This is a genomic window from Pseudomonas sp. HP_01, assembly GCF_055284355.1.
This window is the reverse complement of record NZ_JBTOPV010000089.1, coordinates 62793-76290: the sequence shown is the minus strand read 5'-3', so window position 1 is coordinate 76290 and position 13498 is coordinate 62793. Positions and strand designations below refer to the sequence as shown.

Sequence of the window (13498 nt, the reverse complement as noted above, 5' to 3'; positions counted from 1 at the left end):
ATAAACCTTCTTCCCTGGAAAGACGTAAGACGATGGAGCATAGCTTGTGGGGCCTTGCTGACTGGCGCAAGGCGCAATCCACCGACGAGCGATGATATTAATTGATGGCCCATCGCGATTAGCGCCATTAAACCGCCGCAGCTGTTGCACCGGCTTAACGCCTGACCTATCTGTCCGTCTTTTAACGCATTTCTCTATCGGCAAATTGTGCCAGCTGGAGCTGGCAGCCGAGGAGACGACCACTTGTGCGATCGTCTCCGTGAACATGGGGATTTTTAATTCAACCTACACGGGATCATCTGAATATCTTCAAGATCAAACCGCCGATGGTGACCAGCCGCCGGAGCGTGGACTTCCGTGCCGACAGCGTGTCGAAGGAGGTGAGTGACCTGGAGAACGGAGCTATTTCTTATCGCTCAGGACTGGGCTCTATTCCGATATATATCGGCATTGGACGTCTGGATATCCCCCGAATACCTGATTAATGTTTTTAAATCCGATTTTTATCGTTTATAACGTCTGTCTTATTTTGCCGCAGACGCCCTCGTCGCCTCATGGAGCTCTGATTACTGTGACCACTCTCAACAGCACCCCCCGCGCCGATGGCTTCTACATGCCTGCCGAGTGGGCGCCGCAGACGCAAACCTGGATGATCTGGCCCGAGCGCCCTGACAACTGGCGTCTGGGCGGCAAGCCGGTGCAGAACGATCACGTTGCTGTGGCCAAAGCCATTGCCCGTTTCGAGCCTGTCACCGTCGGCGTCTCCGCTGCACAGTACGACAATGCCCGCGCACGACTGAATGTGCCCAACATTCGAGTTGTTGAGATCAGCAGCAACGACGCCTGGGTCCGTGATAGCGGGCCGACGTTCGTCATCAACGACGCGGGCGAGGTTCGTGGTGTGAATTGGGGCTTCAATGCCTGGGGCGGTTTCGACGGTGGGCTTTACGCGCCGTGGAACCTGGATGAACAGGTTGCCAGCAAAGTATTGGAAATCGAGCGCTGCCCGCGCTACGTCACCGAAGGGTTTGTGCTGGAAGGCGGTTCGATTCACGTCGACGGCGAGGGCACGCTGATCACCACGGAAGAATGCCTGCTCAATCGCAACCGCAACCCGCACCTGTCCCGCGAAGACATCGAGGCCGTGCTGCGTGATCACCTGTCGGTCGAGAAGATCATCTGGCTGCCGGACGGCCTGTACAACGACGAGACCGACGGGCATGTGGATAACTTCTGCTGCTACGTGCGTCCAGGTGAAGTGTTACTCGCCTGGACAGATGATCCGAAAGACCCCAATTTTCCCCGTTGTCAGGCGGCCATGGCGGTGCTGGAAAATGCCCGGGACGCCAAGGGACGTCCGTTCGTCGTGCACAAGATGCCGATTCCGGGTCCGCTGTTTGCCACCGAAGAAGAATGCGCCGGTGTGGATCAGGTGCACGGCAGTCAGGAGCGCAACCCATCGGTGCGTCTGGCCGGTTCGTACGTGAACTTTCTGATCGTCAACGGCGGCATCATCGCTCCGTGTTTCGACGATCCGATGGATGACACGGCCCGCCAGATTCTCCAGCAGCTGTTCCCGGAACACGAGGTGGTCATGGTCCCGGGCCGCGAAATGTTGCTGGGTGGAGGCAACATCCACTGCCTCACGCAGCAGCAACCGGCCCCCCACCGCAGCTGAGTTGGTTCGCTTCTTGCTGTTATCAAGCCCATCAGACGATGGGCTTTTTTATGGGCGGACTGTTCCAGTCGGTCGTAGGAAGATGGGATCCCGGCGGCGCGGAAATGCCTTGGCGGGGTCGTCCGTCTGTAACAAAAGCTCCGTAGATTCCGCAGTCCACGACATAAGAGGTTGTCCTTATGAACGCAGGTCATGAGTTGCGAGTGGCTCGAGGTTTTTCTGCGAGCAGTGAAGCACGGCAGATGATGGCTGACTGGTTACGGACGACCCGGATCCCGATAGTGCGCATGCAAGAAGTACAGGCGCTGAAACAACGCGGTGATTTTCGCAAGATGCTGTCGAAGCGGTATCCCAGCGGGCTGATCAACGACGCCGAAATCGAAGCGCTGCTGGTCGTGCTCCACAGCTGACGAAGGTGCTGCAACAGGCATTGCAGAGCCTCCGTATGACTCCCATCAAATTGACACTCTCGTCAGACGGGGGATAGCATTCGCGCCTCCACCGCCTGTGGCTTGGCGTCATGTACGTGCATCAGTCGTCCACTGCGATGATTTCGTGCGGGCTTACGGGACTTTTTTAGTGCCGGAAGACGCAATTGCCCACCCGGGCATTTGCCACAGCGCGCGATTAATCCGCTCACAAGGACAACAAGATGAAACAGCGTATCGGCCTGCTCGCTCTGGGCATTCTCGCCGCCACCCACGCCATGGCGGACGGTCAGGCAGATTCCAAAGGATTTGTTGAAGACAGCAGTTTGAAGATCAACCTGCGTAACGCCTACATCAATCGCGACTATAAAAACGGACCGCAGGACCGCTCGGAATGGGGTCAGGCGTTCATGGCCGGCTACACATCCGGTTTCACCCAAGGCGTGGTGGGCGTGGGCGTTGACGCTTTCGGTCTGTACGCGGCGCGTCTGGACGGTGGCAAGGGCAAGAGCGGCGCAGGCGGTATCGACTTCTTCAAGCAGGGCGACAGCGGCAATGCGGCGGACGACCTGTCGCGCTTTGGCGGCGCGGTCAAATTCCGGATTTCCAATACCGAGCTGAAATACGGCGACATGATGCCGGAGCTGCCAGTGCTGACGTACGACGGCTCGCGCCTGCTGCCTGAGTCCTACACCGGCACCATGATCACCTCCAAAGAGATCAAGGGCCTCACGCTGGTGGCCGGCCGCTTCACCGCCGAAGCCCGCAAGAGCGCCGAGGGCCGTGACAGTGGCGATCTGAAGAGCATCAACGTGTACGGCGGCAGCTACAAATTCACCGATGCCCTCAGCGCCGCGTTTTACGCCTCCGACGACGAAGACGTGCTGAAGAAGCAGTACGTGAACCTGAACTACGTCTGGGCGATGCCGAAAGATCAGTCGCTGACCTTCGACTTCAACGGCTATAAGACCAAGCTGGACAAGGACTTCGCCGTCGACGACGCCCGCGACAACAAGATCTGGAGCCTGGCGGCGACCTGGGCGGTGGGCATCCACTCATTCACCCTCGCGCATCAGCGCAGCACCGGCGAAACCGGCTACACCTACGGGGGCTATCGCAACGCAGGCGGCACCGGCGATGGCGGCAACACCATCTACCTGGCCAACTCCTACTGGTCCGACTTCAACGGTAAGGACGAGCGCTCGTGGCAGGTGGGCTACGGCGTGAACCTGGGCACCGTCGTGACCCCGGGCCTTAGCTACCGCGTGGCCTACGTGCGTGGCGACAACATCGACGATGGCAGTGATCGTGGTCGTGGCGAAGAGCGCGAACTGTTCAGCCAGTTGACCTACGTGGTCCAGAGCGGCCCGGTCAAAGACCTCTCGGTGCGCCTGCGTAACTCGTTCCTGCGCGTCTCCAACGATGTGGATCAGTACAACGTTGGCGGCAACGAAACGCGGATCTTCGTCGATTACCCGATCAACGTGTTTTGATGCGTTTGACGTCTTCTAGCTGACATTAGGCAAGGAGCCGGCTTGCTGGCGAACCGTGCACGTCATTCACCTCTACGGTGGCTGAACAAATGCGTTCGCCAGCAAGCCGGCTCCTACGGATTTGCACACAACCCAGACGTCGGGTTTGACGCCGACCCACTGTAGGAGCGCGCTTGCCCGCGAACGCGTCGGCTCAGACAACGTGGCTGTCGCTGACCCACTGCGTTCGCTAGCAAGCTGGCTTCTACGGACCTCGCAAGTCTCACCATCGACAGAAGCAGCCGATGATCCAACGCACTGGCGATTCGGCCCGCTCTGCCGCTACCATCGCCGCATCCCACTCCAGCCGGTTTCAACATGGCAATCGCCGCGCCCCCCGACCTCTCCAATACCGCCGTCCCCGTACAGCCTCTGTCACGGACGTATTCGCGCGGCTTGTACATCGAGCCCCACGAGCATGAATGGGGGCAGGTGCTGTATGCGATGTCGGGCGTGATGTGGGTCGAGACACCCAGCGAAGCGCTGGTCGTGCCTCCGCAGCGCGCGGTCTGGTTGCCGCCCGGCGTGCCCCATGGCATTCGCGTGGTGTCGGATCTGGAAATGCGCAACATCTACCTGCGCCCGGCGCTCGCCCGAACCCTCGACGCCACGGTTCAGGTGCTGGAAGTCGGCCGCCTGTTGCGCGAACTGATCGTCGGGCTGGTGGCCGAGCCGGACAAGGAGTCGGACTACTACGACGCGGTGGTGACGCTGGCCTTGCTCGAACTCAAGCGCGCCCGGCGTTCACTGCTGAAAGTGCCGATGCCCGATGACAGCGACCGCAGGCTGATGAGCGTCTGCCAGGCGGTGATGATCGAGCCGTCCATTGACGTGTCATTCGAGCAGCATGCGGAAAACGCCGGCGCCAGTGTGCGAACGTTGTCCCGGCTGTTTCAGTCGGTGCTCGGGATGGGCTTCGCCGAATGGCGGCGGCAGGTGCAACTGGCGACCTCGGTGGCGGAGATTATTCAAGGCGTGCCGGTGAACGCCATCGCCCGTTCAATGGGGTATTCGCCCAGCAGCTTCACCGACATGTTCCGCCGCGAACTGGGCATGGCGCCCTCTCAGTACCCGGTGGTTGATCCTGCCAGCTAACGCGTGCGCCGACTCTGTCCGAAATTCAGAAGCTCTTGGCCGGTAGCCCTTGCCGTCTCTCCTTACACTCTGGTCATCGCTTAACGCAGCCGCGCCGCCATTGAGCCGCGCGTCCCACGCACCGGAGTTGTCATGAGCTACGTCATTTCCCTCGCCATCGGTATCGCCGTCGGTTTGCTGTACGGCCTGCTGGATTTCCGTTCACCCGCACCGCCTCTGGTCGCACTGGTTGGCCTGCTCGGCATGCAAGCCGGTGAATGGCTGTGGCCGGTGGGCAAGCAGTTCTTGTCCAATCTGGCCTCCTGAATCGACGACTTCCCTTTCCCCACTCTGGATGAATCCATATGAAAGCTCTGCAATTCTCCCGCACCGGCGACCTGGCTGCGCTGGAAGTCGTCGATCTGCCCACGCCGGTCCCGGCGGCCGGCGAAGTTCTGGTGCAGATAAAAGCCGCAGGCCTGAACCCCAGCGACGTCAAAAACGTCCTGGGCCGCTTCCCTTACACCACGATGCCGCGCATTCCGGGTCGTGACTTTGCGGGCGTGGTCGTCGAAGGCCCGCAGGAACTGATCGGCAAGGAAGTGTGGGGCACCGGCAAGGAAATCGGCTTCGTCCGCGACGGCTCCCACGCCGGCTACATCACGCTTTCGGCCAAGGGGGTGGCGATCAAGCCTGCATCGCTGAGTTTCGCCCAAGCCGCCAGTCTGGGCGTCCCGTACACCACGGCGTGGGACGCGCTCGAGCGCAGCCTCGTGCAGGCTGGCACTCGGTTGCTGGTCATCGGCGCCAACGGCGCAGTCGGAAGCGCCGCCATTGCGCTGGCCAAAGTGCGGGGCGCCGAGGTGCTGGCAGCGGTGCGTAAACCGGACCAGCTGAAAGCGCTGCAAGAGCAAGGCTTCAACGCGATCCAGCTCGGCACGCCAGAAGACCTCGGTGCTCAAGTGAACGCTGTTTTTCCAGGTGGCGCCGACGTGATCTTCGACACCACCGGCTTTTGGCTGCCGGCTTCTGTGGCAGCATTGGCCCAGTTAGGACGCATCGCAATCATTGCCGCGCCGGTGGACGGCCACGTGCAGCTGCCCGCGCTGGCGCTGTATCGCAAAGGCGGGTCGGTGGTGGGGATCAACTCGCTGCTGTACGGCGTGGAAGCCTGCGCGCGGATGCTGGAGCAGTTCGGCAAACAGTTCGACGACGGCACCTTGCCGCTGCCAACCGGGCTGATTGAATCCCCCCTGGAAGAAGGGCTGGCGCGTTACGCCGAAGTGAATCAGGGCGGCGCCGACAAGGTGATTCTGCTGCCGTGACCGGCAAGCACGAGCCTTGGAGCAGGGCTGCCCTACTGGACGGGTAGCCCTTTCAGGTAGTCGTGCTGGGCGCGTTTGATTGCGCCGTTTGACTGCAGCGTATCGATCGCGGTCTTCAGCTTTTCGACCATCTGAGGGTCGCAGTCCTTCGAGCAGGCCAGATAAAGGTCAGCAGTCATCAATGCCCCGCTCATTAACAACGGGCGGTCGCTGATCTGCTTCCAGATATAAAGGGTTTCCGGCACGCCGTTGAACCACGCATCCACCCGGCCCTTGAGCAACATCAGCGCCGGGTTCTCGCCAATCTTCAGCGGATAAATCTGGGCGGCGGAAAAACCTTCCTCACGTAGACGCGTTTCCTGCGCCGAGCCACTGCCGACGGCGATCATCTTGAAGGTCCTGCGCGCCTCTTCAAAACTCTCGACGTGACGATCGAGGCTGAAAAACGCCCGGTCCATCGTCATCAGCGGAGCGATCCAGGTGAAGTTGTTTTCCCGGCTTTGAGTGCGAGTCAGCGGCGCGATGAGCTTGTTCGACCCAAGCGCCACATCGCGTTGCGCGCGTGGCCAGGGAGGCGAGAGCAGGTTGGGGGAATATCCGGCCATCGCCATGGCCTGAAGGCTGATGTCGCCCGCGATCCCGTGCCGGTCACCTTGACTGACCATGGTCAGCGGCGGCGCTTCGGCGAAGAACACGTCAACGACAGGGAGCGCATACGCCATCGACGAGCAGGCGAGAAGCGCGCCTGCCGCGCAGCGGATACAACAGGAAATCCATTTCATGACAGCAATGCTCTAAGGAAATAGGGCGCCAAGACGGTCCTTGTGCCAGGTGTTATTCAGTCTGGCACTGGTTTGTCATCTCTGCCGGGCGCAGTGCGCATCCTGCGCCAATTCCCGAGGAAATCCTGGTGGCGGAGAATCAGGTCTTGTTGTGCTCATTGGTGTAGCGCCCGCTCAGCACCCAGCCACACTCCAGCAATGTCTCGATCCAGTCCTCGTACGAGTCATCCACATCCAGCAAGTTCATGAATTGATCTTCGATATGGCAGCGAAAGGTCTGCTCCTCGACATTCCACTCGACATCCCGAATTCGCCAGACACGCTGCATCGGCAGCTGAATGTTCAAGCCATGGAAAGGGACGAACGGCAGCTCCACCTCGTAGAGCAGCTTGGACCATTCAGACGAAATCTCCGGGGTCTGGTGGGTCCAGACGTACTTGATCAATCGGACTTTGTGCACGGTTGGGCCTTCTATCGTGATTCTGATGGCGGGTCGCTGTCCTGACGCAGACGCGAGGGCCCGTTGGATGGGTATACGTTACTCGATGGGGGCGGGATGGGGGAGGGGGGCGCTTTGAATCTAAGGGCGCCGTTTGAACCTGATGGCACGGTTCTCTCTGGGAGGCAGCCGTTTAGGCGTGATCCTGGTGAATGACTACGTTGAGCCCTTCTTCCTTATCTGGGGCCACAAAGTAGCTGGTGATCAAATCGAACTCAGCGTCAGTCGCTGCGAAGTCATGCTCGCCACGCTTGTTTCTGAGGTGCAGCCGGGCGCGGCAAGTTTCATCGTCGACGTCGAGGAAGTGAAGGCTGTGAGAGGCCTGGGCGGTATCTGCCAGACTGCGCAACCAGTGGCGGTCTGCGGGAGTGTTGGCGGGGAAATCAAGAACCACATTGATCCTGGCCTTTAGCATGTCGATGACCAAGGGGCCTACGACATCTCGGAGTCTTTTTGAGAGTTTTACGTAGTCTGCGACGGAGTGGATCTGGTCTGGGTAGAGCCTTGAGAGCCAGTGGTCTTCAGTCAGCAGGATTGCTGCTTGTTCGGCTTTTAGGGAATTCGCGAGCGTGGATTTCCCGGATGCGATCTTGCCGCACAGGAGGTGGAGGGTGGGGTTGGTCATAGTGACGTGTCCTTATGTCGAACCGCGATCATGCCCGTGGATTGAGGCCGGGACAATGAGGGCTGTGTTGAGATGGCTGAGCCTTTTCAGTTGGTCAATGCCTCACGCACCCTCCCGCTCTCAGACAGCCCAAACAAAAAAGGCTCACCTTTCGGTAAGCTTTTTTGCTAAAGGCTGGTGCGGCATCAGGAGTCGAAAATAATCATAATTATATGATTTGAAATGGTTTTTAATTTTGAGCTGCTGGCGTATATCTCTAAAAGTATCCTTTGCACCTGCACCTGCACCTGCACCTGCACCTGCACTGGAGTAGGCAATGATCATTGAACCTAGCGAATAAACACACCTCCAGAGTGAGTTTTGCTTCTAGCCTCCAGATTGCTAGGGAATGCCGCGCGTTAGGCCATATATTGGCATTGATTTTTTTGTATGTCAGAAGGCACAATGCTATCACTGATACTTGGCAGTGGAATTTAAAAATGGACTTATATAATCTAAATCTTTCAAAAAGTGCTCAGTTTTATAAAATAAAGAAAAAAATTAGTAAGACAAAAATTAATGAAATATTTAAGGAGCTATCAGAGGGTCGTGTTGGAAATCCTTTGTTTAGAATTACTAAAAAAGAGTTAGGTACGGCAACCGAACAGGTTACTTGTTCGGCCATAGCCTTTAAAGAGCTATCTGAGCCACCTTTTTTAGTTGGAACTACCATTGAAGAGGAAAAGTACTGCTTTGTACTGATGGTCGAATACAATGACTGTGTGGCTATTACTAAAAGAAATGTTCCTTATGTGGAAAAAGCTTTAGATGGATACTTAGAAGAATTTGACTATGAGCGATTCACCAATTTCCAAGGAAGGAATTCGCCTGAATACGAAAAAGTAACCATGAACAATATGGCGATATCTAACGCTGTAATCAGGAGTCGGTCATATGAAGCCTTCAAGTTAAATGGTTTGCTAGCCTCGAACTCGTCAAGTCGATCAATTCCTCAGAACTTCAGGATTCGTGTTCAGGGCGATACTATAACCTTAACCCCAAATTCATCTCGGGTAACATTCAGAGATAAAAAAACTGGAGTAGAAGAATTTTCCAACTGGATTATTTCTACGATTGAAGAGATTAACAATCTCACAAATGCAAGTAAGTTTATTAGCGAATTCGCAGCGCCTATTACTCTAGGTGATATTCAAAAAAAGAAAATCGAGCCTACTGCAATATTCATAAATCTGGACGAGTTAGATGAGATCATTAGAGGCGGTGATGGAACCTCTAAGCTGCGGATAAACGATGGATCGACAGAGCGGGACTGTACGTCGGAAGAGATATCCAGACTTTTCAACATATTCAAGCATTCTATTAGTATAAACAGCTCCAAAAAATTACGCCTCAAAGGTGCTGAACTGCCTGCCAAAATAACCTTAAATAAAAAGCAGGTAACGTTTTATTCTGGAATCTGTGAAAAGATTTCTGTTGAGATTAAAGGCGAACCACCGATCTCTCTCAGTAAGTACATAAATAATACTAAGCCAATATCGATAATGTTCAACTCTCCAGAGTACGCCTACTTCGGGCGATCTTGTTTCCAAGATAAACGTCTAATCCCTAGCCTTACCTCCATACTTTCAATTTTTGATGAAAAATATGACTTCACAGGGGTCAATAGCGAGAAAGAAAAGCAGCATAAGAAAGGAGTAAAGCCGTTCCCAGATCACATTTCAGAATTTCCCGTCGCGTCATTATTCAGAAAGATAGAAGATAACTATTGTAAAGCCCCGGGGATTACTATCTGTGATGATATGAATGACGAATGGGCAGATCATATTTACCTGGAACCTGACTCCAGCCCCCCTGCGATCACGTTTATTCACGCGAAATTCACTAAAAAGGACAGTCATGGGGCGAGTAGTTTTCATGAGGTTGTGGCACAGGGGCTTAAGAATATAGGCAGGGTATTTTCTACGCTGGAAGATTTTAAGGAAAAGCATGACAGGGACTGGAATAAAAATTACGAAAATACCAAAATCAGCCGAGTCAGGGGCGGGAAAGTTTGGAGTGACTTACACAGTGCGCTCACAAAAATTTTCGATAATCAGAATTCTACAAGGAAAATTGTTCTTGCAACACCCTTTATAAGCAAGAGCCAGCTTGAAATAATATTTTCAGACCTGTCTCTTAATGGTACATGCAAGCCACATCACACCCAGCTTATCTGGCTTATTAATACTTTTATAAGTGCTTGTAAAGATTTAGGTGTTCAGCCTCATATCTTGTGTAAACCTTAAGGGATAGTTTGATTGTTGAGAATAAACTTTGAGGGAGAAGGGGGGGGCTTATTTGATGGCACTTCAACCAGCGCTGAACAATAAATCTGTCCCTTTTCTGATTTGGGTTAGTTGGTTCTATTTCATGTAGTATCATTGATTTGGTCTCAGGCCTGTGTACCTGTATCGCGTATATGCTGAGCTGACAAGTGACCATAGGCTAAAGTAGAAGCTCATTCTCTGGGAAATTACCTTCCGGCTGAACGTAAAAAACTATTTGCAAATGGGGAACGACTAACTCTGAACGACCAATACAACATTCAGAAAACTCAGCCCCCGAAAGGCAGGGGCAAGGATGGTCTGAAGGGAGGTGCGCTACCTCAGAGGCCGCTATTTTTCTGGTGGTTTGCTCTGAGTGCCAACCATGGAACGGGGATGATACTCGATCAGATACAAATTTTACATTTGAGTAGTTGTAATGGTCCTTTTGTGTTCCATCTGGGTTGGCCAGAAAGGCTACGGAGTATCGTTGGACAGGATTTTCAACCGCAGAAATACTCAAAAATTCCATTTCTGTAACAATGTGATGGCATAGGTCTCCATGATAAATTTTGCCTTTCTTATGACCGCAAGGTGATCTTGGTAGTACAGGGGCTCTGCACACACTGCATTCGATTTTCTTTTTAAGTATTTCGGGACTAAAGAAAACTTTATAAGGGTATAGGCTCTGCCACCTTGCAATCATATTATCGATGTATGCTAAGCGATGAGGGTCGTCATCTGAAATAATATGGTGTTTTTTCAGGCTGTTTAGAGTGATTTCGCATTGCTCCAGATGGCACCAAGCAGAATAGAAATTCTGTTTCTTCAGTTGGGAGAAAGCGGTTATGAATTTTGTTTGAACTTCTGCGATTGTTTCCGCTTTCCAGACAAGTGTTGCTTCTTCCTCGTCATATCTGGAGAGTGCGGCTGTTTTAAGTTCCGCTAAAATTTTATGATGAGCCGATGCTTTTAGTATTAAAGGGTCATCTTCCGGGTAGCGCAGTGCGTCAATCCACGCCTCTGCATTGGTGAGGTTAGAAACCGTCATTTTGGGGATTTTACCTTGTTTGCTGTATGGCTTTTTTTCTGGCAGTCTCGAGACATTTGTCCCACTTTATCAACAAGCTGGCCAAAGTTTTGCGCCTCACCCTTAAAATCAAAGTTGAACGATTTGCAGTCGTGGTCTTCCATGGTCATGGTGAATTCTATATGATCCGTAGGTTTTGCTTTTAGTTCATCGTAGATGTAATTTGTGAGTAGCCCTATAACCAATGGAGCGACTATATAGTTTACAAGTATTTTCCCTATCCTAAAGTGAGCAGAATGTAGAGCTATTTCTAGATATTCATCGTCGTTTGCGCAGATTTCTACTGAGGTATGCGAGGACAAGTTTTCTGATAAATATTTAAGAAGTGCTGGAGTGTCTTGATGGAAAAGAAATGGAAATCCTTCTCGGAAATTTTTTTCCGGAACCAGAATTACGTCAGCACTTTCTAATTGAGCTTCGTGTCCTTTGCCAAGTCCTTGGGATAGCCAGTATAGTTTGGACTCTGTTGTTTCGCTTATTGTTATGAGGCATGGGTTTGAAGAGTTTGTGAACATTGGTGCTCCTATATTTTGTTTAGAGTGTTCGGTGGTTTTGGGTGGGATTGTTCGCAGTGTGAGCCCTTGCGGATAAATATTTATTGCATTGTAAGTCTTGTTGTCTACTGTAAGGTAATCATTGCCTAATATTTTCGTGTTTTCCAGAGTTATTTTGCGATTTTTTAAATTTTCTTTGCTCGAATGCTGTTTCGACGGATACTAATTTCATCTGGCAATTTGAACTGCTAGGGCTTGCCTAAGCGAAGAGTGAGCAACTGTACGGTTAGCAGATAGTAATAGCGCGAAGATTCTGCACGCCGGCTCACGTGTTGGCTTAGAAACCATGTGAGATGTTTCTCCTGCCAGATCCACGGGTTGTCACAGTGCCAGCGATCATAGATCGCTGCTTGAATAGCTTTTGCTTGGCGTATGCGACGCGCGTGCGTCGAATGCGACCCTTTTAGGACTGCTGCTAGGAAAAGCTCAATATTGTATGGCTCGCTCATGCTCGACCGCCGATGTATGCCGATACCACGTCGATACGTCCATGCCCGAGTTCATAGCTGATTTGTTAGCGAGCCTTCTGGTCGAGGTTTTGGTCGAGCTGATAGCAAGTGCCGCCGTTGATGGGGGCGGGTTGATGGGTGATTTGCTTACAGCGTTCGCACGCATAAGCTGCCCGCAATTCGTGGAAAACTTTGAGGTTGTGCTTACCTAGGATTTCCCGTGCAGGGCGGACAATTCTCATTTGGAAATTGAGGTAGCTTTCGGTCTGTGCAAGCAGGTTGCGACTACCATCGGGCGAGACATGCTCTGCAAATCTCAGCGCGTCTCGAATATGATCATCTAAGATGATCCAGCGAGGCGCCGACGCGCCGGCGCGGCCGCCTTGGGTGCCATCTTGAATGTTAATCCTGCCTAGGTCGTTAGCCTCACGAGTTAACCGGGGCAGGTCAGCCAAGATGGCCTCACGCAAGCGCATGCCGATGGCTCGCGTCAACAGAACGATTGCAGCGGCCCGTTGCTGATGATTGCGGCAAAGCGCATTGACGATCTCATTAACCTGATCGCGGTCTTGGCCCTGCGGCACTGAGTGGCGAATCCCGGTGCGCTGCATACCCAACGCCTTGCTCGGACTGGGCAATGCCACGTACTGATCACCGCGAAGCGCTGCCATAGTCCTGTTAACGCTGGAAAGGCGGTTTTGTGCGGTGCTGACAGCAAGGTCACCGCGCTTAACCACTTCGCGCAGATACGCCGCATAGTCCGCCAATACCTTCCGATCAATCTGCCGCGCATCATTGATACCCGGCCCCTGTTCTGAGCGGCACCACCTCACGAATGCCTGCCACCGATCAAAGTGTGCCTTCACCGTGCCGTAGTGGCCGCCGCCAAACATTTCTTTCAGCGCCTGCGGTCCTGCGTAGCTCAATTGCCTGCCATAGCCGAAATTACGACCATCGCGTCTACCCACCAAAGCCATATCGGTCACCTCATCTTCCGTTCTCCGATCCTCGCCCCACGTCATCTCGCCAAGAATGCTGAGTGTTATCAGGGATCAAGGCCCCTGCGACCTGTGGGGAATGTCCTCTACGCGGGACTTGCGGCTCCTTACAACCGGGAGCAAGGGCATCTCATGATCTGGCCTCCTGAGCATCGTTGCCG

At 53.8% G+C, this 13498-nt stretch carries 13 protein-coding genes and 1 pseudogene; 7 read left to right on the top strand and 7 right to left on the bottom strand.

What is annotated here, in order from left to right; genetic code table 11:
* Window positions 1–571: 571 nt before the first annotated feature.
* From aguA to ACYAR8_RS25100, 6 genes are all read left to right on the top strand, one after another.
* A complete protein-coding gene (aguA, locus tag ACYAR8_RS25125) occupies window positions 572–1678 on the top strand; it encodes an agmatine deiminase (RefSeq protein ID WP_296313843.1) in 1107 nt (368 codons plus the stop codon).
* Between the two features lie 287 nt (window positions 1679–1965).
* Window positions 1966–2088, top strand: a complete 123-nt coding sequence (locus ACYAR8_RS25120; protein WP_281248173.1) for a hypothetical protein — start codon at window positions 1966–1968, stop codon at window positions 2086–2088.
* Window positions 2089–2330: 242 nt separating this feature from the next.
* Window positions 2331–3599, top strand: coding sequence for an OprD family porin (locus ACYAR8_RS25115; RefSeq protein ID WP_463581379.1), 1269 nt, complete (start codon window positions 2331–2333; stop codon window positions 3597–3599).
* A 357-nt stretch (window positions 3600–3956) separates the two neighbouring features.
* Window positions 3957–4733 carry an AraC family transcriptional regulator gene (locus tag ACYAR8_RS25110; RefSeq protein ID WP_463581378.1) on the top strand — a complete coding sequence of 259 codons (777 nt, stop codon included), beginning with the start codon at window positions 3957–3959 and terminating at the stop codon, window positions 4731–4733.
* A 132-nt stretch (window positions 4734–4865) separates the two neighbouring features.
* Window positions 4866–5039 (top strand): DUF1427 family protein, encoded by a 174-nt coding sequence (locus ACYAR8_RS25105; protein WP_074889899.1) that lies wholly within the window; start codon window positions 4866–4868, stop codon window positions 5037–5039.
* A 38-nt stretch (window positions 5040–5077) separates the two neighbouring features.
* A complete protein-coding gene (locus ACYAR8_RS25100) occupies window positions 5078–6037 on the top strand; it encodes a quinone oxidoreductase family protein (RefSeq protein WP_463581377.1) in 960 nt (319 codons plus the stop codon).
* Window positions 6038–6069: 32 nt separating this feature from the next.
* Here ACYAR8_RS25100 and ACYAR8_RS25095 read toward each other — a convergent pair whose 3' ends face one another.
* From ACYAR8_RS25095 to ACYAR8_RS25080, 4 genes are all read right to left on the bottom strand, one after another.
* Window positions 6070–6819 carry a substrate-binding periplasmic protein gene (locus tag ACYAR8_RS25095; RefSeq protein ID WP_463581376.1) on the bottom strand — a complete coding sequence of 250 codons (750 nt, stop codon included), beginning with the start codon at window positions 6817–6819 and terminating at the stop codon, window positions 6070–6072.
* Between the two features lie 139 nt (window positions 6820–6958).
* On the bottom strand, window positions 6959–7279 hold the full coding sequence (locus ACYAR8_RS25090; RefSeq protein ID WP_037016364.1) for a hypothetical protein: 321 nt from the start codon (window positions 7277–7279) through the stop codon (window positions 6959–6961).
* Window positions 7280–7451: 172 nt separating this feature from the next.
* A complete protein-coding gene (locus ACYAR8_RS25085; RefSeq protein WP_463581375.1) occupies window positions 7452–7943 on the bottom strand; it encodes a P-loop nucleotide/nucleoside kinase family protein in 492 nt (163 codons plus the stop codon).
* A 144-nt stretch (window positions 7944–8087) separates the two neighbouring features.
* Entirely contained in the window at window positions 8088–8267 is a 180-nt protein-coding gene (locus ACYAR8_RS25080; RefSeq protein WP_463581374.1) for a hypothetical protein, read from the bottom strand.
* A 155-nt stretch (window positions 8268–8422) separates the two neighbouring features.
* On the opposite strand from ACYAR8_RS25080, the gene ACYAR8_RS25075 reads away from it, so the two are divergent.
* Complete coding sequence (locus ACYAR8_RS25075; RefSeq protein ID WP_463581373.1) at window positions 8423–10228, top strand: hypothetical protein; 1806 nt, start codon at window positions 8423–8425, stop codon at window positions 10226–10228.
* Window positions 10229–10427: 199 nt separating this feature from the next.
* On the opposite strand, the gene ACYAR8_RS25070 is transcribed toward ACYAR8_RS25075, so the two are convergent.
* The 3 genes and pseudogenes from ACYAR8_RS25070 to ACYAR8_RS25060 form a co-directional block, all read right to left on the bottom strand.
* A complete protein-coding gene (locus ACYAR8_RS25070; protein ID WP_463581372.1) occupies window positions 10428–11297 on the bottom strand; it encodes a hypothetical protein in 870 nt (289 codons plus the stop codon).
* Window positions 11294–11851: a hypothetical protein gene (locus tag ACYAR8_RS25065; RefSeq protein ID WP_463581371.1), complete on the bottom strand. Its 558-nt coding sequence runs from the start codon at window positions 11849–11851 to the stop codon at window positions 11294–11296. Before ACYAR8_RS25065 ends, ACYAR8_RS25070 begins: the two co-directional genes overlap by 4 nt.
* Window positions 11852–12335: 484 nt before the next feature.
* A pseudogene (locus ACYAR8_RS25060) lies at window positions 12336–13316 on the bottom strand (integrase domain-containing protein).
* Window positions 13317–13498: the final 182 nt, after the last annotated feature.

What these genes read in the sequence shown, in the direction of transcription:
- ACYAR8_RS25105 (WP_074889899.1), top strand. Translation starts at nt 4,866, where the DNA reads ATGAGCTACGTCATTTCCCTCGCCATCGGTATCGCCGTCGGTTTGCTG.
- ACYAR8_RS25075 (WP_463581373.1), top strand. Translation starts at nt 8,423, where the DNA reads ATGGACTTATATAATCTAAATCTTTCAAAAAGTGCTCAGTTTTATAAA.
- ACYAR8_RS25100 (WP_463581377.1), top strand. Translation starts at nt 5,078, where the DNA reads ATGAAAGCTCTGCAATTCTCCCGCACCGGCGACCTGGCTGCGCTGGAA.
- ACYAR8_RS25120 (WP_281248173.1), top strand. Translation starts at nt 1,966, where the DNA reads ATGCAAGAAGTACAGGCGCTGAAACAACGCGGTGATTTTCGCAAGATG.
- ACYAR8_RS25115 (WP_463581379.1), top strand. Translation starts at nt 2,331, where the DNA reads ATGAAACAGCGTATCGGCCTGCTCGCTCTGGGCATTCTCGCCGCCACC.
- ACYAR8_RS25095 (WP_463581376.1), bottom strand. Translation starts at nt 6,819, where the DNA reads ATGAAATGGATTTCCTGTTGTATCCGCTGCGCGGCAGGCGCGCTTCTC.
- ACYAR8_RS25065 (WP_463581371.1), bottom strand. Translation starts at nt 11,851, where the DNA reads ATGTTCACAAACTCTTCAAACCCATGCCTCATAACAATAAGCGAAACA.
- ACYAR8_RS25110 (WP_463581378.1), top strand. Translation starts at nt 3,957, where the DNA reads ATGGCAATCGCCGCGCCCCCCGACCTCTCCAATACCGCCGTCCCCGTA.
- ACYAR8_RS25080 (WP_463581374.1), bottom strand. Translation starts at nt 8,267, where the DNA reads ATGATCATTGCCTACTCCAGTGCAGGTGCAGGTGCAGGTGCAGGTGCA.
- ACYAR8_RS25070 (WP_463581372.1), bottom strand. Translation starts at nt 11,297, where the DNA reads ATGACGGTTTCTAACCTCACCAATGCAGAGGCGTGGATTGACGCACTG.
- ACYAR8_RS25085 (WP_463581375.1), bottom strand. Translation starts at nt 7,943, where the DNA reads ATGACCAACCCCACCCTCCACCTCCTGTGCGGCAAGATCGCATCCGGG.